General features: G+C 73.4%; 20 protein-coding genes. 8 read left to right on the forward strand and 12 right to left on the reverse strand.

The genetic code is table 11. The features are described 5' to 3' along the window. Positions 1-35: 35 nt before the first annotated feature. From ACQZOG_RS00165 to pdhA, 6 genes are all read right to left on the reverse strand, one after another. Positions 36-1,130: a potassium channel family protein gene (locus tag ACQZOG_RS00165; RefSeq protein WP_033273201.1), complete on the reverse strand. Its 1,095-nt coding sequence runs from the start codon at positions 1,128-1,130 to the stop codon at positions 36-38. Then, positions 1,127-2,548 (reverse strand): molybdopterin molybdotransferase MoeA, encoded by a 1,422-nt coding sequence (locus ACQZOG_RS00170; protein WP_351036575.1) that lies wholly within the window; start codon positions 2,546-2,548, stop codon positions 1,127-1,129. The genes ACQZOG_RS00165 and ACQZOG_RS00170 overlap by 4 nt, the downstream gene beginning before the upstream one ends. Then, positions 2,545-3,456: an NTP transferase domain-containing protein gene (locus ACQZOG_RS00175; RefSeq protein WP_037640665.1), complete on the reverse strand. Its 912-nt coding sequence runs from the start codon at positions 3,454-3,456 to the stop codon at positions 2,545-2,547. Before ACQZOG_RS00175 ends, ACQZOG_RS00170 begins: the two co-directional genes overlap by 4 nt. Before the next feature lie 99 nt (positions 3,457-3,555). After that, positions 3,556-4,962 carry a dihydrolipoamide acetyltransferase family protein gene (locus ACQZOG_RS00180; protein ID WP_430741182.1) on the reverse strand — a complete coding sequence of 469 codons (1,407 nt, stop codon included), beginning with the start codon at positions 4,960-4,962 and terminating at the stop codon, positions 3,556-3,558. Then, positions 4,962-5,966: an alpha-ketoacid dehydrogenase subunit beta gene (locus ACQZOG_RS00185; protein WP_380824851.1), complete on the reverse strand. Its 1,005-nt coding sequence runs from the start codon at positions 5,964-5,966 to the stop codon at positions 4,962-4,964. Before ACQZOG_RS00185 ends, ACQZOG_RS00180 begins: the two co-directional genes overlap by 1 nt. Next, the gene (gene pdhA / locus ACQZOG_RS00190; RefSeq protein ID WP_193467863.1) at positions 5,963-7,105 is read right to left on the reverse strand and encodes a pyruvate dehydrogenase (acetyl-transferring) E1 component subunit alpha; all 1,143 of its coding nucleotides are present in this window, start codon (positions 7,103-7,105) and stop codon (positions 5,963-5,965) included. The genes ACQZOG_RS00185 and pdhA overlap by 4 nt, the downstream gene beginning before the upstream one ends. Before the next feature lie 189 nt (positions 7,106-7,294). Between pdhA and ACQZOG_RS00195 the strand changes: the two genes are divergently transcribed. Both ACQZOG_RS00195 and ACQZOG_RS00200 read left to right on the forward strand, forming a co-directional pair. Next, a complete protein-coding gene (locus ACQZOG_RS00195) occupies positions 7,295-7,780 on the forward strand; it encodes an Lrp/AsnC family transcriptional regulator (RefSeq protein WP_033273207.1) in 486 nt (161 codons plus the stop codon). 142 nt (positions 7,781-7,922) lie between these two features. Further along, complete coding sequence (locus ACQZOG_RS00200; RefSeq protein ID WP_037644592.1) at positions 7,923-8,921, forward strand: IS481 family transposase; 999 nt, start codon at positions 7,923-7,925, stop codon at positions 8,919-8,921. On the opposite strand, the gene ACQZOG_RS00205 is transcribed toward ACQZOG_RS00200, so the two are convergent. From ACQZOG_RS00205 to ACQZOG_RS00215, 3 genes are read right to left on the reverse strand one after another with little or no spacing between them, the layout of a single operon-like run. Further along, a complete protein-coding gene (locus tag ACQZOG_RS00205; RefSeq protein ID WP_051747642.1) occupies positions 8,918-9,388 on the reverse strand; it encodes a hypothetical protein in 471 nt (156 codons plus the stop codon). The genes ACQZOG_RS00200 and ACQZOG_RS00205 overlap by 4 nt on opposite strands. Before the next feature lie 54 nt (positions 9,389-9,442). Continuing rightward, on the reverse strand, positions 9,443-10,045 hold the full coding sequence (locus tag ACQZOG_RS00210; protein WP_033273208.1) for a TetR/AcrR family transcriptional regulator: 603 nt from the start codon (positions 10,043-10,045) through the stop codon (positions 9,443-9,445). After that, a complete protein-coding gene (locus tag ACQZOG_RS00215; protein WP_351034278.1) occupies positions 10,042-11,556 on the reverse strand; it encodes a 3-hydroxyacyl-CoA dehydrogenase in 1,515 nt (504 codons plus the stop codon). The genes ACQZOG_RS00210 and ACQZOG_RS00215 overlap by 4 nt, the downstream gene beginning before the upstream one ends. A 161-nt stretch (positions 11,557-11,717) precedes the next feature. On the opposite strand from ACQZOG_RS00215, the gene paaN reads away from it, so the two are divergent. Beyond that, complete coding sequence (paaN, locus tag ACQZOG_RS00220; RefSeq protein ID WP_033273210.1) at positions 11,718-13,409, forward strand: phenylacetic acid degradation protein PaaN; 1,692 nt, start codon at positions 11,718-11,720, stop codon at positions 13,407-13,409. A 6-nt stretch (positions 13,410-13,415) separates the two neighbouring features. Here the strand turns inward: paaN and ACQZOG_RS00225 are convergent, their stop codons facing one another. Genes ACQZOG_RS00225 through ACQZOG_RS00235 form a run of 3 tightly spaced genes read right to left on the reverse strand, consistent with a single transcriptional unit; the run spans position 13,416 to position 16,319 of the window. After that, a complete protein-coding gene (locus ACQZOG_RS00225; RefSeq protein ID WP_033273211.1) occupies positions 13,416-14,219 on the reverse strand; it encodes a TrmH family RNA methyltransferase in 804 nt (267 codons plus the stop codon). A gap of 10 nt (positions 14,220-14,229) precedes the next feature. Next, a complete protein-coding gene (locus ACQZOG_RS00230) occupies positions 14,230-15,486 on the reverse strand; it encodes an HTTM domain-containing protein (protein WP_033273212.1) in 1,257 nt (418 codons plus the stop codon). Then, positions 15,483-16,319 (reverse strand): DUF5819 family protein, encoded by an 837-nt coding sequence (locus ACQZOG_RS00235; RefSeq protein WP_359670473.1) that lies wholly within the window; start codon positions 16,317-16,319, stop codon positions 15,483-15,485. Before ACQZOG_RS00235 ends, ACQZOG_RS00230 begins: the two co-directional genes overlap by 4 nt. A 313-nt stretch (positions 16,320-16,632) precedes the next feature. Here ACQZOG_RS00235 and paaA point away from each other — a divergent pair, with 313 nt between their 5' ends. From paaA to paaE, 5 genes are read left to right on the forward strand one after another with little or no spacing between them, the layout of a single operon-like run. After that, a complete protein-coding gene (paaA, locus tag ACQZOG_RS00240; protein ID WP_351034272.1) occupies positions 16,633-17,649 on the forward strand; it encodes a 1,2-phenylacetyl-CoA epoxidase subunit PaaA in 1,017 nt (338 codons plus the stop codon). Beyond that, positions 17,646-17,933 (forward strand): 1,2-phenylacetyl-CoA epoxidase subunit PaaB, encoded by a 288-nt coding sequence (gene paaB, locus ACQZOG_RS00245; protein WP_033273215.1) that lies wholly within the window; start codon positions 17,646-17,648, stop codon positions 17,931-17,933. The genes paaA and paaB overlap by 4 nt, the downstream gene beginning before the upstream one ends. Beyond that, complete coding sequence (paaC, locus tag ACQZOG_RS00250; RefSeq protein ID WP_230228852.1) at positions 17,930-18,667, forward strand: 1,2-phenylacetyl-CoA epoxidase subunit PaaC; 738 nt, start codon at positions 17,930-17,932, stop codon at positions 18,665-18,667. The genes paaB and paaC overlap by 4 nt, the downstream gene beginning before the upstream one ends. Further along, positions 18,661-19,221, forward strand: a complete 561-nt coding sequence (gene paaD, locus ACQZOG_RS00255) for a 1,2-phenylacetyl-CoA epoxidase subunit PaaD (RefSeq protein WP_382003868.1) — start codon at positions 18,661-18,663, stop codon at positions 19,219-19,221. The genes paaC and paaD overlap by 7 nt, the downstream gene beginning before the upstream one ends. Beyond that, the gene (gene paaE / locus ACQZOG_RS00260) at positions 19,221-20,282 is read left to right on the forward strand and encodes a 1,2-phenylacetyl-CoA epoxidase subunit PaaE (RefSeq protein ID WP_430741183.1); all 1,062 of its coding nucleotides are present in this window, start codon (positions 19,221-19,223) and stop codon (positions 20,280-20,282) included. The genes paaD and paaE overlap by 1 nt, the downstream gene beginning before the upstream one ends. Positions 20,283-20,378: the final 96 nt, after the last annotated feature.

Below are 20,378 nucleotides of genomic sequence, written 5' to 3' on the forward strand. Positions count from 1 at the left end.
CGGCCGGAACGGCGCGCTCGGCCGGAACGGCGTGCTCAGCTGCGCAGCGGGCGGACGTCCGGCGCGATCTGCGTGACCGGTGTGGCCCGCACGATCGTGATCAGCCGGTCCGTCAGCTCCAGCGTCCCGACGTCCCGGTCGTCGTAGCCGAGCACCCGGTGCCCGCGCACCACGCTCACCACCAGGTCGTCCAGCTCCCGCGGGGTCTTGCCCACCTCGGCCTTTATGACCGGCCGCTCCACGACGTCGAGACCGGTGCCCTGCTGGATCAGGTCCTCCATGACCATGCCCGCCGCCGGGCTCAGCACGGAGAGGCCCAGCAGCCGCCCGGCCGCGCTGGCGCTGGTGATGACCGCGTCGGCGCCCGACTGCTTGAGCAGCGGCGCGTTCTCCTCCTCACGGACCGCGGCGACGATCTTGGCGTTCCGGTTGAGCTGGCGCGCCGTCAGCGTCACCAGGACCGCGGTGTCGTCGCGCTGGGTGGCGATGATGACCTGGCGGGCCCGCTGAAGCTCGGCCCGCTTCAGCACCTCGCTGCGCGTCGCGTCCCCTATGACGCCCGCGTACCCGTCCGCCGTGGCCGCCTCGATCGCCTTGGCGCTGGGGTCGACCACCACGACCTGCTCCTTGCGGAGCCCCGTCGCACAGACCGTCCTGATCGCGGACCTGCCCTTGGTCCCGAACCCGACGACTACGGTGTGATCGCGCAACGTGGACCTCCAGCGGTTCAGTCGCCATTCCTCCCGGGTGCGTTCGGTGAGGGCCTCGAGGGTGGTGCCGACCAGGATGATCAGGAACATCACCCGCAGCGGCGTGATGACGAAGATGTTGGTGAGCCGGGCCGCGTCCGTCACCGGCGTGATGTCGCCGTAGCCCGTGGTGGAGAGGGTGACGGTCGCGTAGTAGAACGCGTCGAGCAGGTCGACGGAACCGTCCGAGTTGTCCGTGTACCCGTCCCGGTCGGCGTACACGACGAACGCCGTCACCACGAGCACCAGCAGGGCCATCGACAGCCGCTTGGCGACCTGGCGGATCGGGTGTTCCACCAGTTTGCGCGGCAGCTTGACCCGGTACGTGACCAGATGTTCGTCGGCCTGACGGGCGATGGCGTCCTGGCCCGGAAGTTTCACGTGAAACACACCCCGATTCCCCCGGACGCCCAGGGCAGGTCCAGCAGTTCCGCCTCGTATCCGGGCTTCGCGCCCCCGGGCGGTACGACGGCCAGCGCGTCCGCCGCGGCGATTCCGCGCAGCATCGCCGGTCCGTTGTAGAGCAGCGGCAGCGCCCGGTCACCGCGCAGGGCGACGGGCACCAGCCGCGTGTCGTGCGGATGCCCCTGCACCGCGTCCCTGAGCGGCAGCGTGTACCCCTCCGGGGCAGGCCGGGCCGCCAGGGTCCGCAGCAGCGGCTCGGCGAGCGTGACCAGGCCGGACACGGCGGCGAGCGGGTTCCCCGGCAGACCGACGAGGTACCGCTTCTCCGCGATCCGGGCCAGCAGCATCGGGTGTCCGGGACGCACCGCGACCCCGTCCACCAGCAGCTCGGCGCCGAGACGCCGCAGCGTGGGGTGCACATGGTCGACCGGGCCCGCGGCCGTGCCGCCCGTGGTGACCACGATGTCGGCCTCACAGGCCGTCAGCGCCTGGTGAAGGGCGTCCTCGTCGTCCCCGACCCGCCGTACGTCGACCACGTCGGCGCCGAGCGCGCGCAGCCACGGCGGCAGGAGGGGGCCCAGCGCGTCCCGGATCAGCCCGTCGTGCGGCAGCCCCTCCCCGAGCAGCTCGTCACCGAGCACGAACACCGCTGCACGGGGCCGGGGCACGACGGTGAGCGTGTCGTACCCGGCCGCCGCGGCCATGCCGAGCACCGGCGGAGTGACCAGCGTGCCCACGGGCAGCAACTGGTCGCCGTTGCGGCACTCCTGGCCCCGGGGGCGGATGTCCTGGCCGTGCGAGACGGTGTGCGGCGCCCGGGTCGCTGCGGTGGCGTGCAGCCGGCCGCTGTCGTCAGTACGGCCGTGCTCGCTGCGGAGCACGGCGGTGGTGTCCGGCGGGATGCGGGCACCGGTGGCGATCCTGACGGCCTCCCCGTCGGTCAGCGGCGCGTGCGCGGTGTGTCCGGCGAGGACCCCCTCCTCCCGCACGTTCCAGGGACCAGGGCCGGACACGGCCCAGCCGTCCATGGCGGAGGTGTCGAACGACGGCAGGTCGGTCAGCGCGATCAACGGGGCGGTCAGGGTGAGACCGAGCGCGGAGGACAGCGGCACCGAGACGGGCGTGAGGTGTCCGCCGCGGTGGCCGCCGCGCAGGCGGGGGGCGCGCTCGGCGGTCGCGCGGGCCTCCGCCCAGTCGGTGCCGTCACGGTGCAGGGGGGCTTCGGGGGCAGGGACGCCGTGCGGGCCGTCGTTGCCGTGCGAGCCGCCGTTGCGGCGCGTGCGGTCGCCGGAGGGCCGGTTGGCGGGGGTGCGGGCGTCGTTCACGAGAGCGAGCGCCTCCTCGACGTCGAGGTCGTCGGCGTCCTCACCGGCCCGGGGCGTGCGCGGGGTCATCCGGCGTCCGTACGGGTTTCGGGTTCCGTGCCGGAGGAGGGGGCGGCGGGCGTCGCGTCCCGGGTGTCCTCCTCGGCCCAGCGGTTGGCCAGCGCGACGGCCTTGCGCGCCGCATCGGCCACGGCGTCGGCGTCACCGCCCGCCCGCGCGGCCGCGAAGCCGACCAGGAAGGTGGTCAGCGGGGCGGCCGGCCGTGCCACCCCGTGGGCGGCGTCACGGGCGAGGTCGAGCAGCACGCCGGTGTCGACGTCCAGGTCGATGCCCAGCTCGTCCTTGACTGCGGAGATCCATTCGTCCAACACGTGTCCATGCTCCCTGATGCGTGCCCTGGCAGTGGCGATGTCGTCCCAGGTGTCGCAGTCGAAGGACGCCACCGGGTCGGAGATACGGAGAAGGTCGAGGGCACCGGTGAGCCGACGCAGGGGGAGCCCGGCCGTACCGCCGTGCGCGGCGGAGAGCGCGGCCAGCTCACGGCGCAGGGACGGCGTGCGGTACGCGGCGACCAGCGGCTGGTCCCGGCCGTCGGAGTCGGTCAGCAGCACACCGTCGGCCGTACCCCGGCGCAGGGTGCCCAGCAGCGCGGTGACCGTACGGCCGTCGAGAAAGGGCAGATCGGCGGAGAGCAGCACGACGTCCTCGGCGGTGACGTGCCGCAGGCCGGCGTCGAGCGCGGCGAGGGGGCCGCCGCCCGGCGGGTCCTCGCGGGCCCAGGTCACGGGGCGCGCGGTGGGGCGGGGACCGGCCACGACCACCGTGGTGCGGGCGTCAGCGCAGGCGGCGAGCACCCGGTCGAGCAGGGGCCGTCCGCCGACCCGCACGGCCGGCTTGTCGGCGCCGCCCAGCCGCCGGGCCGCGCCGCCGGCGAGCACGACGGCGTCGTACGCGGCGGGTGGCTGGTTCTCGGTCACCCCCCGAGTATGCGTGCCCCCGCGATCACAGGGAACGCAGGGGCACGCGGGAAGGGGCGACCGGCCCGCACGGGGGCGGGTGAGGCCGGCCGGTGACGGTCAGAGCGTCCGCAGCAGCACCGCCGGCTGTTCCACACAGTCGGCCACGTACCGCAGGAACCCGCCCGCCGTGCCTCCGTCGCACACCCGGTGGTCGAAGGTGAGCGAGAGCTGAACGACCTGGCGGACCGCCAGCTCGCCCTCGTGCACCCACGGTTTGGGGACGATGCGGCCGACGCCCAGCATGGCGGCCTCGGGGTGGTTGATGATCGGCGTGGACCCGTCGACGCCGAACACCCCGTAGTTGTTCAGGGTGAACGTGCCGCCGGTGAGCTGTGCGGGCGTCAGCGTGCCCTCCCGCGCCGCCTCGGTCAGCCGCGCGAACTCCGCCGTCAGCGACTCCGCGTCCCGCGTGTGCGCGTCGCGGACCACGGGGACGACCAGCCCTCGCTCGGTCTGCGCCGCGAATCCGAGGTGCACGTCCGCGTACCGGACGATCTCCCTGGCCTCGGTGTCCACCGAGGAGTTGAGCTCCGGGAAGCGGGCGAGCGCGGCCGTGCAGATCCGGGCCAGCAGCGCCAGCACCGAGATCTTGGGCCCGCCCGCCGCGTTCATCGCGGCCCTGGTCCGCATCAGCTCCGTCGCGTCGGCGTCCACCCAGCAGGTCGCGTCCGGGATCTCGTTGCGGCTGCGGGAGAGCTTGTCGGCGACGGCGCCCCGGATGCCCTTGAGGGGGACGCGGGTGACCGAGGCGGGGGCAGCCGTGGCCGGGGCGGCGCCTGCCTTGGTCGTGTCCGGGCGGTCCTGGGTGCCGGCGGCGCGCAGCGCGTGCTCCACGTCCGCGCGCAGGATCAGCCCGTCGGGACCGGAACCGGTGAGCTTCCGCAGGTCCAGGCCGTTCTGCCGGGCCAGCCTGCGCACCAGCGGGGAGATCACCGGAACCGGGCCGTCGGCGGGCGCCGCGCGGCCGGCCGGGGTGCTCGGGGCAGCCTGCGGGGTGTCGGCCCGCGTCTCCCGCACGGGCTCGGGCGCCCGCGGCCGACCGTTCACCACGGGGGCCGTGGGGCGGACCCGGCGGCGCCGGGCCGGGGCCTCGGAGGTGCCGTAGCCGACCAGCACGTTGCCGGAGCCCTCGGCGGCCGGCTCCCGGCCGCTCGCGCCGTCCTTCGCGCCGTCGGTGCCCGCACCGCTGCCGTCACCGACGGGACGGCCGTCCGCAGTCTCGCCGACCGCCACCGTCAGCAGCGGGGCGCCGACCGGCAGTTCGGAGCCCTCCGCGCCGAAGCGGGCGGTGACCACACCGCCGTACGGGCAGGGCACCTCCACCATCGCCTTGGCCGTCTCGACCTCGACGACCGGCTGGTCCACGGCGACCACGTCGCCGACCTCGACCAGCCAGCGCACGATCTCCGCCTCGGTGAGCCCCTCACCGAGGTCGGGCAGCTTGAACTCCAGCACCTGTGCCATCAGCTCTCGGCCTCCCACTGCAGACGCCCCACGGCGTCCAGGATCCGGTCCACACCGGGGAGGTGGTGACGCTCCAGCATCGGCGGCGGGTACGGCAGGTCGAACCCGGCCACGCGCAGCACCGGCGCCTCCAGGTGGTGGAAGCAGCGCTCCATGACGCGGGCCGCGATCTCCCCGCCCGGGCCGCCGAAACCGCCCGACTCGTGGACGACGACCGCGCGTCCCGTCCGCCGCACCGAGGCGCACACCGTCTCGTCGTCGAACGGCACCAGCGAGCGCAGGTCGACGACCTCGAGGTCCCAGCCCTCGGCCCGGGCCGCCTCCGCCGCCTCCATGCAGACGGAGAGGGACGGCCCGTAGGTGATCAGGGTGGCGCTTCGCCCCGGGCGTCGCACCACGGCACGGCCGATCGGCTCCACGGCCGCCGGCTGCTCCGGGTTCCAGGCGTCCTTGGACCAGTAGAGCCGCTTGGGCTCCAGGAAGACCACCGGGTCGTCGGAGGCGATGGAGGCCCGCAGCAGGCCGTAGGCGTCGGCGACGGTCGCCGGCGTGACGACATGGAGCCCCGGAGTCGCCATGTAGTACGCCTCGGACGCGTCGCTGTGGTGCTCGACGCCGCCGATGCCGCCGCCGTAGGGGATGCGGATGGTGAGGGGGAGGGTCATCGTGCCGCGGGTGCGGTTGCGCATCTTCGCCACGTGCGAGACGAGCTGCTCGAACGCGGGGTAGGCGAAGGCGTCGAACTGCATCTCCACGACCGGCCGCAGCCCGTACATGGCCATGCCGACGGCCGTGCCGAGGATGCCCGCCTCGGCCAGCGGCGTGTCCGTGCAGCGGTCCTCGCCGAACTGCTTGGCCAGGCCGTCCGTGATGCGGAAGACGCCGCCGAGCGTGCCGACGTCCTCGCCCATGACGTGCACGGACGGGTCGTCGGTCATGGCGTCGCGCAGCGCGCGCGTGAGGGCCTGCGCCATGGTGGCGGGCTTCACGGCGACGGTGGTCATGGCCGCGCTCCTTCCGACTCGGCCTCGGCCGCCAGCTCGGCCCGCAGCTGCTCCCGCTGCTCCCGCAGCTGGGGGGTGGGCTCGGCGTAGACGTGCGTGAACAGGTCCATGGGGTCGAGCTGCGCGTCCTGGTTCATCCGGGCACGCAGATCGGCGGCCATGGTCTCGGCGTCCTCGCGGGCGGTCTCGGCGCCGGCCTCGTCCAGCAGGCCGCGGCCGGTCAGCTCCCGCTCCAGCAGGGTGATCGGGTCGTGCTCCCGCCACGCCTCGACCTCGGCGTCGCCGCGGTAGCGGGTGGCGTCGTCGGCGTTGGTGTGGGCGTCCACGCGGTAGGTGATCGCCTCGACCAGGGTGGGGCCGCCGCCCGCGCGGGCGCGGCGCACCGCGTCGGCGAGGACCTCGTGCACGGCGGCCGCGTCGTTGCCGTCGACCAGGCGGCCGGGCATCCCGTAGCCGACGGCCTTGTGGGCCAGCGACGGGGCCGCGGTCTGCTTGGCGAGCGGGACGGAGATCGCGAAGCCGTTGTTCTGGACGAGGAAGACGACCGGGGCCTGCCAGACGGCCGCGAAGTTCAGCGCCTCGTGGAAGTCGCCCTCGCTGGTGCCGCCGTCGCCGACCATGGCGAGCGCGACCACGTCGTCGCCCTTGAGGCGGGCGGCGTGGGCCAGTCCCACGGCGTGCGGCAACTGGGTGGCGAGCGGGGTGCTCAGCGGGGCCACCCGGTGCGCGTAGGGGTCGTAGCCGGTGTGCCAGTCGCCGCGCAGCAGGGTGAGCGCCTCGACGGGGTCCACGCCGCGCGCGACGACCGCGAGGGTGTCGCGGTAGCTCGGGAACAGCCAGTCACGCTCCTCGAGCACCAGGGCGGCGGCGACCTCGCACGCCTCCTGGCCCGTGCTGGAGGGGTACACCGCGAGACGGCCCTGCTTGGTGAGTGCGGTGGCCTGCGCGTTGTAGCGGCGGCCCTTCACCAGCTCCGCGTACAGCCGGCGCAGCAGCTCCGGGTCGGCCTTCGCCGCGGCCTCCGTGCCGAGCACGCGGTACGGCTCCGCGTCCGGCAGCAGGGGGGCGGGGTCGGTACGCGGCTGCCAGGCGGGCGGCGGGGTCGGCCGGTAAGCCCCCCGCTGCTCCATGACCGTCATGACGGCACCTCCTCGTGGGACGACTGACGGAGGCGCGGCGTCTGTGACGCGCCTCACCAACCGATTGTTCGGTCGCCGGCACATTTTGGCTACGGGTGGCGTCAGGCTGTGGACAAACGGTTCTCCACAGCGTGGGATGAATGCAGGACGTCCACGGCTGAGAGGTGGGGGCGGGTGGCATCTGAACAAATGGCCGAGGGTCAGGAGGGGACGGGGCCGCTGCCGCCGGCGCGGCCCCTCGACGCGATCGACCAGGACATCCTGCGCATGCTGCAGGCGGACGGCCGCGCGTCGATACGGTCGGTCGCCGAGCGGGTGCACGTCTCCCGGGCCAACGCCTACGCGCGGATCAACCGGCTCGTCGAGGACGGCGTCATCCGCGGTTTCGGCGCCCGCGTCGACCACGAACGCGCCGGTCACGGCACATCGGCGTACATCACGCTGAAGATCGTGCAGAACACCTGGCGCACGGTGCGCGAGCAGCTCAGGCAGCTCCCCGGCGCCTCGCACATCGCCCTGGTCGGCGGCGACTTCGACGTGCTGCTGCTGGTGCACACGCCCGACAACCGGACGCTGCGCGAGCTGGTGCTGACACGACTTCAGGCCATTCCCGAGGTGCTCAGCACCCGCACGCTGCTGGTGTTCGAGGAGGAGGACCTGGAACCGCAGTGGTGATCCAGGACCTGGCAGCGGTCTAGCTGTTCTGTCCGGGGAGGTTGTGAACGGTGAGACAGGTCTCGGCCGAGGGATCTTGAACGGGTGAGGGCCTTCCGGTTCGGTGTGGATTGCGACGTCTACACCAACCAGAAAGGCCCTCGTGCCCCACCGTAATGCACCCCTGACCGAGACCGGACGGCTGCGCCTGGCCCGTTGCGTGGTCGAGGACGGCTGGCCCCTGCGCCGGGCCGCCGAACGCTTCCAGGTCTCGCCCACCACCGCCCAGCGGTGGGCCGACCGCTACCGCCGCCTGGGGGAAGCCGGCATGGCCGACCGCTCCAGCCGCCCACGCACGAGCCCGGGCCGCACTCCCACCCGTACCGAGCGGCGGATCATCAAGGTCCGTCTGCTGCGCCGGTGGGGACCGGCCCGCATCGCGCACTTCCTGCACCTGGTGCCCTCGACCGTGCACCGCGTGCTCACCCGCTACCGCCTGGCCCGCCTGTCTCATCTCGACCGGACCACCGGCCGCGTGGTGCGCCGCTACGAACGCGCCAGGCCCGGCGAACTCGTCCACGTCGACATCAAGAAACTGGGCAACATCCCCGACGGCGGCGGACACAAGGTCCATGGCAGGGCTCAGGGCAGCCGCAACAGCTCCGCGCACCGCGACCCCGCCCGGCCCCGCGCCGTCCACGGCCGTCCCAACCTCGGCTACAGCTACCTGCACACCGCCGTCGACGACCACTCCCGCCTCGCCTACAGCGAGATCCACGCGGACGAGAAGAAGGAGACCGCCACCGCCTTCTGGCAGCGGGCCCACACCTTCTTCACCCAGGCCGGGATCTCCGTCGAACGGGTACTGACCGACAACGGCTCCTGCTACCGCTCACGCGACTGGCGCGATGCCCTGGCAGCGACCGGGATCGCCCACAAGCGAACCCGGCCCTACCGGCCCCAGACGAACGGCAAGGTCGAACGCTTCAATCGCACCCTGCTGGACGAGTGGGCCTACGCACGCCCCTACCGGTCAGAAGCCGAGCGCCGCCAAGCGTTCCCGCAATGGCTGCACACCTACAATCACCACCGCGGACACACCGCGCTGAAAGGGCAACCACCCGCCAGCCGCGTCCCCAACCTCACAGGGCAATACATCTAGCCGTCCACTCCCCAGCGCCACACCAGTTCCCCGCCGACGGGCACGGCGGCCCAGCGCTTCGCGGCGGCGTCCAGCCGCGGTCCTGTCCTGGCCAGCGCCTGCGCGTCGAGCGGTGCCGATCCCACTCCGGGTCCCTCGGTGGGCAGGCCGCTCCACGCACGGTAGGCCCAGGCCACGCGCAGCTCGGCGTCCATCACGGCGTCACCGCCCCGGCGCAGCACCTTCATCCCGGAGCGGCGGTGCCGGCCCGGGGAGACGAGCTCGAACCCCTGGAAGGTGGCGCCGCGCGCCGTCGCGCCCCAGAAGCCGTCGTCGATGCCGAGCGCGGTCTCCACCACCGCGTGCACCAGGTCGTGCGGCATCGACGGTCCGGCGGGCTGGGCGGGCAGCCGGACGTCCGGCCCCTTGTCACGCCGTACCAGGATCTCGTGCTGGTTGTCCGGCAGCTTCCGGAAGGACATCTCCATCGGCAGCGAGGGTAGGCCTCCGGCCGCCCGCCGCCCACCCGTTTTCCGCCGCGGTCACCCGCGCCCGTCGCCTGCCCTGCGCAGTCCTCCGAAGGCGAGCTGCGCCACCGCGTCGGCCACCTCGCGCTCGTCCATGCCGCGTCCGTCCGGCCGGTACCACTCCACGATGGAGTTGATCATGCCGAAGACCAGCCGGGTCACCAGCCGCACCTCTATGTCCTCGCGCACGTCCCCGTCGGCCGCCGCGGCCTTCAGCAGCTCGGCCACCCGGTGGTCGAACTCGCGCCGCCGCTCCAGCGCCCAGCGCTCGGTGTCCGTGTTGCCCCGCACCCGCAGCAGCAGCGTCACGTACGGCAGCTCCGCGATCAGCACCTCGACCATGCGCCGTACGACGTACTCCAGACGCCCGACGGGACGCCCCACGCGCGCGTCCTCCTCGTCGAGGATCCCGAAGAGACCGTCGAGCGCCCGGCTGACCGCGCGGCGCAGCAGCTCCTCCTTGCCGGCCACGTGGTGGTAGATCGACGACTTGGAGATGCCGGCGGCCCTGGAGAGGTGCTCCATGGACGTGCCGTCGTAGCCGCGTTCGTTGAACACCTGGACCGCCACGGACAGCAGCGTCTCCGGGGTGTAGGTGTCCCGCTTGGCGGTGGTCATGGGGTGTCCTCCCGCTGGTCGGTGGCGCACGCGTACCGATAGAGCGCGAGGGACGGCGCGTACCTGCCGCACGGGTCCACCTCGTGCATCTCGTCCAGCAGGGCCCCGGCCCAGCCGCGGCCGAGGCGACGGCTCCACTCGAACGGTCCGAGGGGGTAGTTCACACCGAGGCGCATCGCGGTGTCGACGTCCTCCTCGGTGGCGACGCCCTGGGCGACCGCCTCGACGGCGAGGTCGATGATCCGGGCCACCGTCCGTGCCACGATCATCCCGGGCACGTCCCCGATGACGCTCACCTTCTTGCCGAGCGCCTGGAACAGCCCGGTGGCCTGGGCGACGGTCTCCGCCGAGGTGTGCCCGGCGTGGGAGAGGGCGATGCGCGTGGCCCTGCGGTAGTCCAGCGCCAGGTCGAAGTAGACGACGTCGGCGAACTCCGCCGCGAGCTGTCCGTCGGCCAGGACGAGCTGCCCGCCGCTCGGCAGGACCAGGCGGGTGCCCTCGTCCTCCTCGGCCTCCCGCACCTCGATGCCCGCCTCGCGGATCAGGTCCAGCAGCTCCGCGGCGGGCCCCAGGCCGCCCTCGGCGACGACGTAGGCGGGCGGCTCGGCGGGCTCGGCGGTGTGCGGCGCGGGGCGCTCGGCGCCCTCCCGGTGGTCGTACCAGCCGTGGCCGGTCTTGCGGCCGAGGCGGCCGGACTCGACCAGCCTGCGCTGGGCCAGGGACGGCCGGAAGCGCACGTCCTGGAAGAACGCCTGCCACACCGAGTGCGTCACCGACTCGTTGACGTCCTGCCCGATGAGGTCGGTCAGCTCGAAGGCGCCCATCCTGAAGCCGCCGGACTCGCGCAGCACCGCGTCGACCGTCGCCGGGTCCGCGGCCTGCGCCTCGTACACCGCGAAGGCCTCGGCGTAGAAGGGGCGCGCGACGCGGTTGACGATGAAGCCGGGGGTGTCGGCGCAGGCGACCGGCGTCTTCCCCCAGGCACGGGCGGTCTCGTACGCGCGCGTGGCGGCGTCGACGTCGGTGGCGAAGCCGGAGACCACCTCGACGAGCGGCAGCAGCGGTGCCGGGTTGAAGAAGTGCAGGCCGACGAAGCGGCCCGGGATGCGCAGCGCGCCGCCGATCGCGGTGACCGACAGGGAGGAGGTGTTGGTGGCGAGGAGGCAGTCGTCGGCGACGACGTCCTCCAGCGCCCGGAACAGCTCCTGCTTGACGTCGAGGCGCTCCACGACCGCCTCGACGACGAGGGAGCAGCCGGCGAGTCCGGAGAGGTCGTCGACGGGCGTCAGCCGGGCGCGCGCCGCGTCCCGTTCGTCCGCGGTGAGGCGCTCCTTCTCCACCAGCCGGTCGAGCCGGGAGCCGATCGCGTCGGCGGCCTTGCGGGCCAGGCCCGGGGCGGCGTCGTAGAGCCGCACGGGATGGCCCGCGACCAGCGCGACCTGGGCGATTCCCTGCCCCATGGTGCCGGTGCCGACCACGGCCACGGGACTGCTGAGGTCGAGTGCTGTCATGTGCGCGATCCTCCCGCACGGTGTTTTCCACAGATGCGGCGGACCCCCTTGTCCCGACCGATCGTTCGGTTACTCTAACTCTGACCGCCCGTTCCTGACTACGTTTCCGCACAGGTCCAAGAGCTCGACGAAGAGTTCTCCAGACGAGGAGTTGGTCCCGCATGGCCGCCGAACTCACCGCGCACGAGCTGATCGCCCGCCACCGTCCCACCCTGGACCAGGCCCTGGAAGCGATCCGCACGCGCGCGTACTGGTCCCCCCACCCCGAGCACCCGAAGGCGTACGGGGAGAACGGCAGCCTGGACATGGCCGCGGGCAAGGCCGCCTTCGACGCCCTGCTCGGCAGCCGCGTCGAGCTGGACCAGCCCGGGACGGACGGCTGGGTGGACGGCGAGACCTCCCCGTACGGCGTCGAGCTGGGCGTCAGCTACCCGCACGCGGACCTGGACGTGCTGCTCCCCGCGATGAAGGCCGGGATGCGCGCCTGGCGGGACGCGGGCGCGGAGACCCGCGCGGTGGTCTGCCTGGAGATCCTCAAGCGGATCAGCGACCGCACCATGGAGTTCGCCCACGCGGTCATGCACACCTCCGGCCAGGCGTTCATGATGGCGTTCCAGGCCGGCGGCCCGCACGCGCAGGACCGCGGCATGGAGGCCGTCGCCTACGCGTACGTGGAGCAGGTGCGCACGCCCGACACCGCGGAGTGGACCAAGCCGCAGGGCAAGCGCGACCCGCTCGCCCTCACCAAGACCTTCGTCCCGGTGCCGCGCGGCATCGGCCTGGTCATCGGCTGCAACACCTTCCCGACGTGGAACGGCTACCCGGGCCTGTTCGCCTCCCTGGCCACGGGCAACGCGGTCCTGGTCAAGCCGCACCCGCGCGCGGTGCTGCCGCTGGCGCTCACCGTCCAGGTCGCCCGCCAGGTGCTCGCCGAGGCCGGCTTCGACCCGAACCTGGTGGCGCTGGCCGCCGAGCGGCCCGGCGAGGGCATCGCCAGGACGCTCGCCACGCGCCCCGAGATCCGCATCATCGACTACACCGGCTCCACGGAGTTCGGAGACTGGCTGGAGGGCAACGCGCGCCAGGCGCAGGTGTACACGGAGAAGGCCGGCGTCAACACGGTGATCGTCGAGTCGACCGACGACTACAAGGGAATGCTGTCCAACCTGGCGTTCTCCCTGTCCCTGTACAGCGGCCAGATGTGCACCACCCCGCAGAACCTGCTCGTCCCCCGCGACGGCATCACCACCGACCAGGGCCCCAAGTCCTTCGACGAGGTCGCCGCGGACCTGGCCAAGGCGGTCGACGGTCTGCTCGGCGACGACGCCCGCGCCAACGCCCTGCTGGGCGCGATCGTCAACCCGGACGTGAAGGCCCGCCTGGAGGCCGCCGCCGGTCTCGGGGAGGTCGCGCTCCCCTCCCGCGAGATCACCAACCCGGACTTCCCGGGCGCCGTGGTGCGCACGCCGGTGATCGTGAAACTGGACGGCGCCAAGCCGGACGCCGAGGCCGCCTACATGAGCGAGTGCTTCGGCCCGGTCTCCTTCCTGGTCGCCGTGGACTCGGCCGCCGACGCGACGGAGCTGCTGCGGCGCACCGTCCAGGAGAAGGGCGCGATGACCGTCGGCGCGTACACGACCTCCCCGGAGGTCGAGGAGGCCGTGACGGAGGTCTGTCTCGAGGAGGCCGCGCAGCTCTCGCTGAACCTCACCGGCGGGGTCTACGTGAACCAGACGGCCGCCTTCTCCGACTTCCACGGCTCCGGCGGCAACCCGGCGGCCAACGCGGCCCTGTGCGACGGCGCCTTCGTGGCCAACCGCTTCCGGGTGGTCGAGGTGCGCAAGGAGGCCTGAGCCGCCTCAGGCGGATGCGCCCCCGGTGGCGCTCCAGTGGTACAGCGTCATGGCCACACTGGTCGCGAGGTTGTAGCTGGAGACCTGGGGGCGCATCGGCAGCGCCACCAGGTGGTCGGCCCGCGCCCGCAGTTCGGCCGTGAGCCCGGTGCGCTCGGAGCCGAAGGCGAGCAGCGCATCGTCCGGAAGCTTCAGGGAGCGGATGTCCTCGCCCTCCGGGTCCAGCGCGAAGAGCGGCCCGGGCGGCAGCTCGCCCACGGTCAGGCGTTCCACGGCGGTGGCGAAGTGCAGCCCCGCCCCGCCGCGCACCACGGTGGGGTGCCAGGGGTCCAGCGTCCCGGTGGTGACGACGCCGGTCGCCCCGAAGCCGGCGGCCAGCCGGACGACCGCGCCGGCGTTGCCCAGGTTGCGCGGCTGGTCCAGGACGACCACCGGCGCGGTGCGCGGGGCGTGCGCCAGCTTCGCCAGGTTGCCCGCGCGGTCCGGTCGTACCGCGAGCGCGGCGACGGCGGTGGGGTGCGGTCGCGGCACCAGCGAGGCGTACGTCGCGTGCGGCACCTCCGTGAGCAGCGCCGCCAGCGCGTCCCGGACGTCCGCGGCCAGCTCGTCGGCGAGCGCCAGGGCGGCGGCCCGGTCGGCGGTGACCGCGACGAGCACCTCGGCGCCGAAGCGCACGGCGTGCTTGAGCGCGTGGAAGCCGTCGAGCAGCACCGCGTCCGGAGCGGCCCGGCGCCATACGGCCACCGGATCCACCCGGTCCACCGGGCTCTCCGGGGTCGCGGCGGACGGGTCGTGGACGGGGTCGGTCATGCCGAGCAGCCTACGTGCGCGTCCCGGGCACCTGGCCGGTCACCGGAGAGGCCTCCGCCGGATCCACGGCGGGCGGACCACCGGGCGCACCGTCCGGGCGTCGCTGCGCCGGGACGTGTGCCGCGTCCTCGCGCGGCCGCAGCCGCTCCCGCGCGCGTGCCGCCGCGCGGCCGGTCCGGCGCAGGAAGGACGTGGGGAGGAAGACGGCGTCGGCCGCGATCATCGCCAGGGAGAAGAAGGGCAGCCCGAGCACCACGGCGATCACCGCGTGCTCCAGGATCATGAAGCTCAGCAGGACGTTCTTGACCCGCCGGTTGAACAGCGTGAACGGGAAGGCGACCTGTACCGCCACGGTCACATAGGTCACGAGCATCACCAGGGTGCCGCTCGCGGTGAGCAGCTCCGCCAGCGACGGCCAGGGGGAGAAGTACTCCAGGTGCAGCGGGTAGTGGACCGCCGTGCCGTCCTGCCAGCGGGAGCCCTGGACCTTGTACCAGCCGGCCGTGGCGTAGATCAGGCACGCCTCCGCCATGATCACCAGCAGCGCGCCGTTGTGCGCGACGTTCGCGACCACGTCGAGCAGGACGCGCGGCTGGTCCGTCCTCGCCAGGCGTCCGACCAGCCACCACGCCGCCTGCCCGAGCCACACCGCCCACAGCAGCGCGGGTATGAACCAGTCGCCGTCCGTCCGGCCCGACAGCGACCCCAGAAGCAGGACCAGGCCGAGGACCGCCCACAGCACGGGACCCGCCCGGTCGGGCGTCCGTTCCCCGCGCGCGCGTGCCTCCGCGGCCCGGCGCGCCCGCCGCGCGTCCAGGGACCAGACCTGGCCGCAGCGGGTGAAGACGAGGTAGATCGCCATGATGTGCAGGACGTTGTCGCCGCCGTCGCCCATGAAGACGCTGCGGTTCTGCAGGGTGAGGACGCCGGCCATGAACAGCGCCGCCATGGTGCGGGTGCGCCAGCCGAGCAGCAGCAGGAGGCTGAACAGCACGGCCAGCGCGTAGACCGCCTCGAACCAGAGGCGGCTGTCCGACCAGAGCAGCACGGTGAAGGCGTCGTTCGACCCGACCAGCTGGGCGGCGAGGTCCCACGACCAGGGGCTGTTCGGGCCGTAGAGCTCCTGCCGGTGGGGGTACTCCCGCAGCAGGAACAGCAGCCAGGTGAGAGCGAGGCCGATGCGCAGCACGGCCGTCTGGTACGGCCCGAGGGCGGAGTCGGTGACCCGGGCGATGGCCCGGGAGACCGCCAGCGACAGGCGGTTCATCCGATGTCTCCCCGGGTCTCGCCCTCCGGCAGCAGCCACCAGGGCAGCACCCGGTACACGGCCTTGTCCGACACCTTCTCCCCGCTCCACGACGGCGGCGGCACCTGGGTGGTGCGCGAGCGCACCTGGACGCGCGCGACCTCTCCGTCCCGCCCCGCCGCGTCCGCGCGGTCCAGCCGCATCACCATGATCCGCCGCAGGTACGACTCGGACAGCGCCCCGCGCAGGCCCACCGGGCGGTTGTCGTCGTCGTGCGTGGAGACGTAGAAGTCCCAGGCGCGGCGCAGCTCGTTCTGCTGCGTGTGGCTGGGCGCCGGGTTGCCGTCGATGGCCCGTCCGTCCTGCGCCGACAGGTCGTACCAGCCAGTGGTGCGGCTGCCGCCGTCCGGCGTCCGGATCTCGGCTCTGACCTGCACGGACACGTTCTGCTGGAGTGGGTTCGGGGCGAACAGCTTCCAGTTCTGCTCGAACTCCGGGTAGATCCAGTCGGCGATCGTCCCGCTGTGCTTCTTGCTCACCGTGTTCGGCGGCGCCACGTGCAGGAACGTCATACCGAGGTGCACGCAGACCGCGGCGGCGACGATCGCGAGGGCGAGCGCGGCACCGATCTGGTAGCGCGGGGAGAGGGCGGCGACGCCGGTGCGGGGTCCGTCGGCGGGGTCGCGCGGCGACTGCCCGGCGGCGGCCGTCTCCTCGCCGTCCGGGGACGGCGGCTGCGCCGCGGACGGTGCGTCCGCCGGCGCCGCGGGTCCCGGCAGCGGGGCGCGCGGACCCGGCACGCCCGGCTCCGCGGACCGGTGCCGGGCGCCCGAGCCCTTGTCCTGCGCGTCCATCCCGCCCCGATCCCCGAGTCCCGGTCCCTTGCCGCGTCCGCCCGGCCCTGCGGCCTTCGCCGTACGGGGCCCCGACCGCTCCGCCGCGTCGCACGGAACGGTACTCAGCCCCGGCCGTCCGGGCACAGTCCCGTCGGCGCTCCGTCCCGTGGCGGTCACCACATCCGGCCGCCCCACGGGCTCCGGCGGCCGGCACCGGCAGGTTATCCACAGCGGTTGACACCTCGCGGCCCCCGTCTCACCATGGAACCGCACGAACCGAACGATCGGTCGGGAGCGTGCTCCGGGAAGCATCCAGGTCGAGGGGGACCCCATGGCGACAGCAGCCGCCCGCGATACGGCCGGCAGTCCGACGGCGTACGACGCACCGGCGGGCCCCGGCGACACAGACGCCTTCCAGCGCGCGTTCGACGCGGCCGTCGCCGCCGAGGAGCGGATCGAGCCGCGCGACTGGATGCCGGACGCCTACCGCGCCACGCTGGTCCGGCAGATCGCCCAGCACGCGCACTCCGAGATCATCGGCATGCAGCCGGAGGCCAACTGGATCACCCGCGCCCCCTCCCTGCGCCGCAAGGCCATCCTCATGGCCAAGGTCCAGGACGAGGCCGGGCACGGGCTGTACCTGTACAGCGCGGCCGAGACCCTCGGCGTGAGCCGCGAGGAGCTGCTCGACAAGCTGCACGCCGGCCGCCAGAAGTACTCCTCGATCTTCAACTACCCGACGCTGACCTGGGCCGACGTCGGCGCCATCGGCTGGCTGGTGGACGGCGCCGCGATCACCAACCAGGTCCCCCTGTGCCGCTGCTCCTACGGCCCCTACGCCCGGGCGATGGTCCGCATCTGCAAGGAGGAGTCCTTCCACCAGCGCCAGGGGTACGAGCTGCTGCTGGCCCTCAGCAAGGGCACCCCGGAGCAGCACGCGATGGCGCAGGACGCGGTGGACCGCTGGTGGTGGCCGTCGCTGATGATGTTCGGCCCGCCCGACGACGCGTCGCAGCACTCCGCGCAGTCGATGGCCTGGAAGATCAAGCGGCACTCCAACGACGAGCTGCGCCAGCGCTTCGTCGACATCTGCGTCCCGCAGGCCGAGTCCCTCGGCCTCACCCTCCCCGACCCGGACCTGAAGTGGAACGAGGAGCGCGGGCACCATGACTTCGGCGCCATCGACTGGTCGGAGTTCTGGGACGTCCTCAAGGGCAACGGCCCGTGCAACGACCAGCGCCTGTCCCGGCGCAGGACGGCCCACGAGGAGGGCACCTGGGTCCGGGAGGCGGCAGCGGCCCACGCCGCCAAGCACAGCAACAACACGACGGGAGCGACGCGCGCATGACCCACACCGACTGGCCGCTGTGGGAGGTCTTCGTGCGCTCGCGCCGGGGCCTGTCCCACACCCACGCCGGCAGCCTGCACGCCCCGGACGCGGAGCTCGCCCTGCGCAACGCGCGCGATCTGTACACCCGCCGCGGCGAGGGCGTCTCCCTCTGGGTCGTGCCGTCCTCCGCGATCACGGCCTCCTCGCCCGACGAGAAGGACCCCTTCTTCGAGCCGGCCGCCGACAAGGCCTACCGGCACCCGACCTTCTACGACATCCCCGAGGGGGTGCAGCACCTGTGACCACGACACCCGCCGCGGACACCGTCACCACCTCCGCCGCGCTCGCCCTCGGCGACGACGCCCTGGTGCTCTCCCACCGCCTCGGCGAGTGGGCCGGGCACGCCCCCGTGCTGGAGGAGGAGGTCGCCCTCGCCAACATCGCGCTCGACCTGCTCGGCCAGGCCCGCGTGCTGCTGTCGATGGCCGGCGACGAGGACGAACTGGCCTTCCTGCGCGAGGAGCGCGCCTTCCGCAACCTCCAGCTGGTGGAGCAGCCCAACGGGGACTTCGCCCACACCATCGCCCGCCAGCTGTACTTCTCGGTCTACCAGCACCTGCTGCACGACCGGCTGGCCGCCGGCGACGGCCCCTTCGCCCCGCTGGCCGGCAAGGCCGTCAAGGAGGCCGCCTACCACCGCGACCACGCCGAGCAGTGGACCCTCCGCCTCGGCGACGGCACGGAGGAGAGCCACGCGCGCATGCAGCGCGCCGTGGACGCGCTGTGGCGCTTCACCGGCGAGATGTTCCAGCCCGTCGAGGGGATCGACGGCATCGACTGGCCCGGCCTGGAGAGCGCCTGGCGGGAAGCGGTCGAGGACGTGCTGGGCCGCGCCACGCTCACCGTCCCCGACGGCCCCCGCTCGGGAGCCTGGAAGGCCGGCGCCGGCCGCCAGGGCCTGCACACCGAGCCGTTCGGCCGGATGCTCGCCGAGATGCAGCACCTGCACCGCAGTCACCCGGGGGCGACATGGTGACCGCCACGCCCCTGACGCCCCTGACGCCCCTGGAGGAGCAACTGCTGGAGCTCGCCGGCTCGGTGCCCGACCCGGAGCTGCCCGTGCTGACCCTGCGCGAGCTGGGCGTGGTCCGCGCGGTCCGGGCGCACGGCACGGACCGCGTCGAGGTCGACCTGACCCCGACCTACACCGGCTGCCCTGCCGTCGAGGTGATGAGCCTCGACATAGAGCGTGTGCTGCGCGAGCACGGCGTCCGCGAGGTCACGGTGCGCACGGTCCTCGCCCCCGCCTGGTCGACCGACGACATCACCGACGAAGGCCGCCGCAAACTACGGGAGTTCGGCATCGCACCGCCGCGCACGGGCGCCGCGTCCGGGCCCGTGCGGGTCGAGCTGGGCCCCACGCGCACCGGCGTCGGCGGCGCCGCCGACGAAACCCGGGAGCCCGTCCGCTGCCCGCACTGCGGCTCCGCCGAGACCGAGCTGCTCAGCCGTTTCTCCTCCACCGCGTGCAAGGCGCTGCGCCGCTGCCTGGCCTGCCGTGAACCGTTCGACCACTTCAAGGAGTTGTGATGGCCCGCTTCCACCGGCTCCGGGTGGCCGCGGTCGACCGGCTCACCGACGACTCCGTCGCCCTCACTCTCGCCGTCCCGCCAGAGCTGCGCGAGGAGTACCACCACCTGCCCGGGCAGCACCTCACGCTGCGCCGCGTCGCCGACGGCGAGGAGATCCGCCGCACCTACTCGATCTGCTCCCCCGCCCCCGACGGCGCGGCGCCGAGCACCCTCCGGGTCGGAGTGCGGCTGGTGGAGGGCGGCGCGTTCTCCACGTACGCGCTGAAGGAGATCGACCTCGGTGACGAGCTGGAGGTCATGACCCCCGCCGGACGCTTCACGCTCCCCCCGGCCCCCGGCCTGTACGCGGCCGTCGTCGGCGGCAGCGGCATCACCCCGGTGCTGTCGATCGCCTCGACGCTCCTGGCCCGCGAGCCGGAGGCCCGGTTCTGCCTGATACGCAGCGACCGGACGACCGCCTCGACGATGTTCCTGGAGGAGGTCGCCGACCTGAAGGACCGCTTCCCCGACCGGTTCCAGCTGGTGACGGCGCTCTCCCGGGAGGAGCAGCAGGCCGGGCTGCCGTCGGGCCGGCTGGACCGCGAGCGGCTGGCCTCGCTGCTCCCGGCGCTGCTGGCGGTGGACCGGGTCGACGGCTGGTTCCTGTGCGGGCCGTACGGACTGGTGGAGGGCGCCGAGCGGGCGCTGCGCGGACTGGGCGTCTCCCGCGCCCGGATCCATCAGGAGATCTTCCACGTGGACTCCGGGCCGTCCGCCCCCGCCGGGTCCTCGGCCGCCCCCGCGCACAGCACGGTGACGGCACGGCTCGACGGACGCGGCGGCACCTGGCCGGTCCAGGCGGGCGAGTCCCTGCTGGACACGGTGCTGCGCAACCGCCCGGACGCGCCCTACGCCTGCAAGGGCGGCGTGTGCGGCACCTGTCGCGCGTTCCTGGTCTCCGGCGAGGTGCGGATGGACCGCAACTTCGCCCTGGAGTCGGAGGAGACGGAAGCGGGATACGTCCTGGCGTGCCAGTCGCATCCGGTCACGGAGAAGGTCGAGCTGGACTTCGACCGCTGAGGCGCCTGAGGCTCAGAGGCGCGGCGGCTCTGACACCGCTGAGGCCACGCGCTGGTCCCGTCCCAGGGGGCGGGACCAGCCAGGGCACGCCTTCCG

The sequence above is a fragment of the Streptomyces sp. P13-3-3 genome, from assembly GCF_050571355.1.
In the GTDB taxonomy this organism is placed as follows: Bacteria; Actinomycetota; Actinomycetes; order Streptomycetales; family Streptomycetaceae; genus Streptomyces; species Streptomyces althioticus.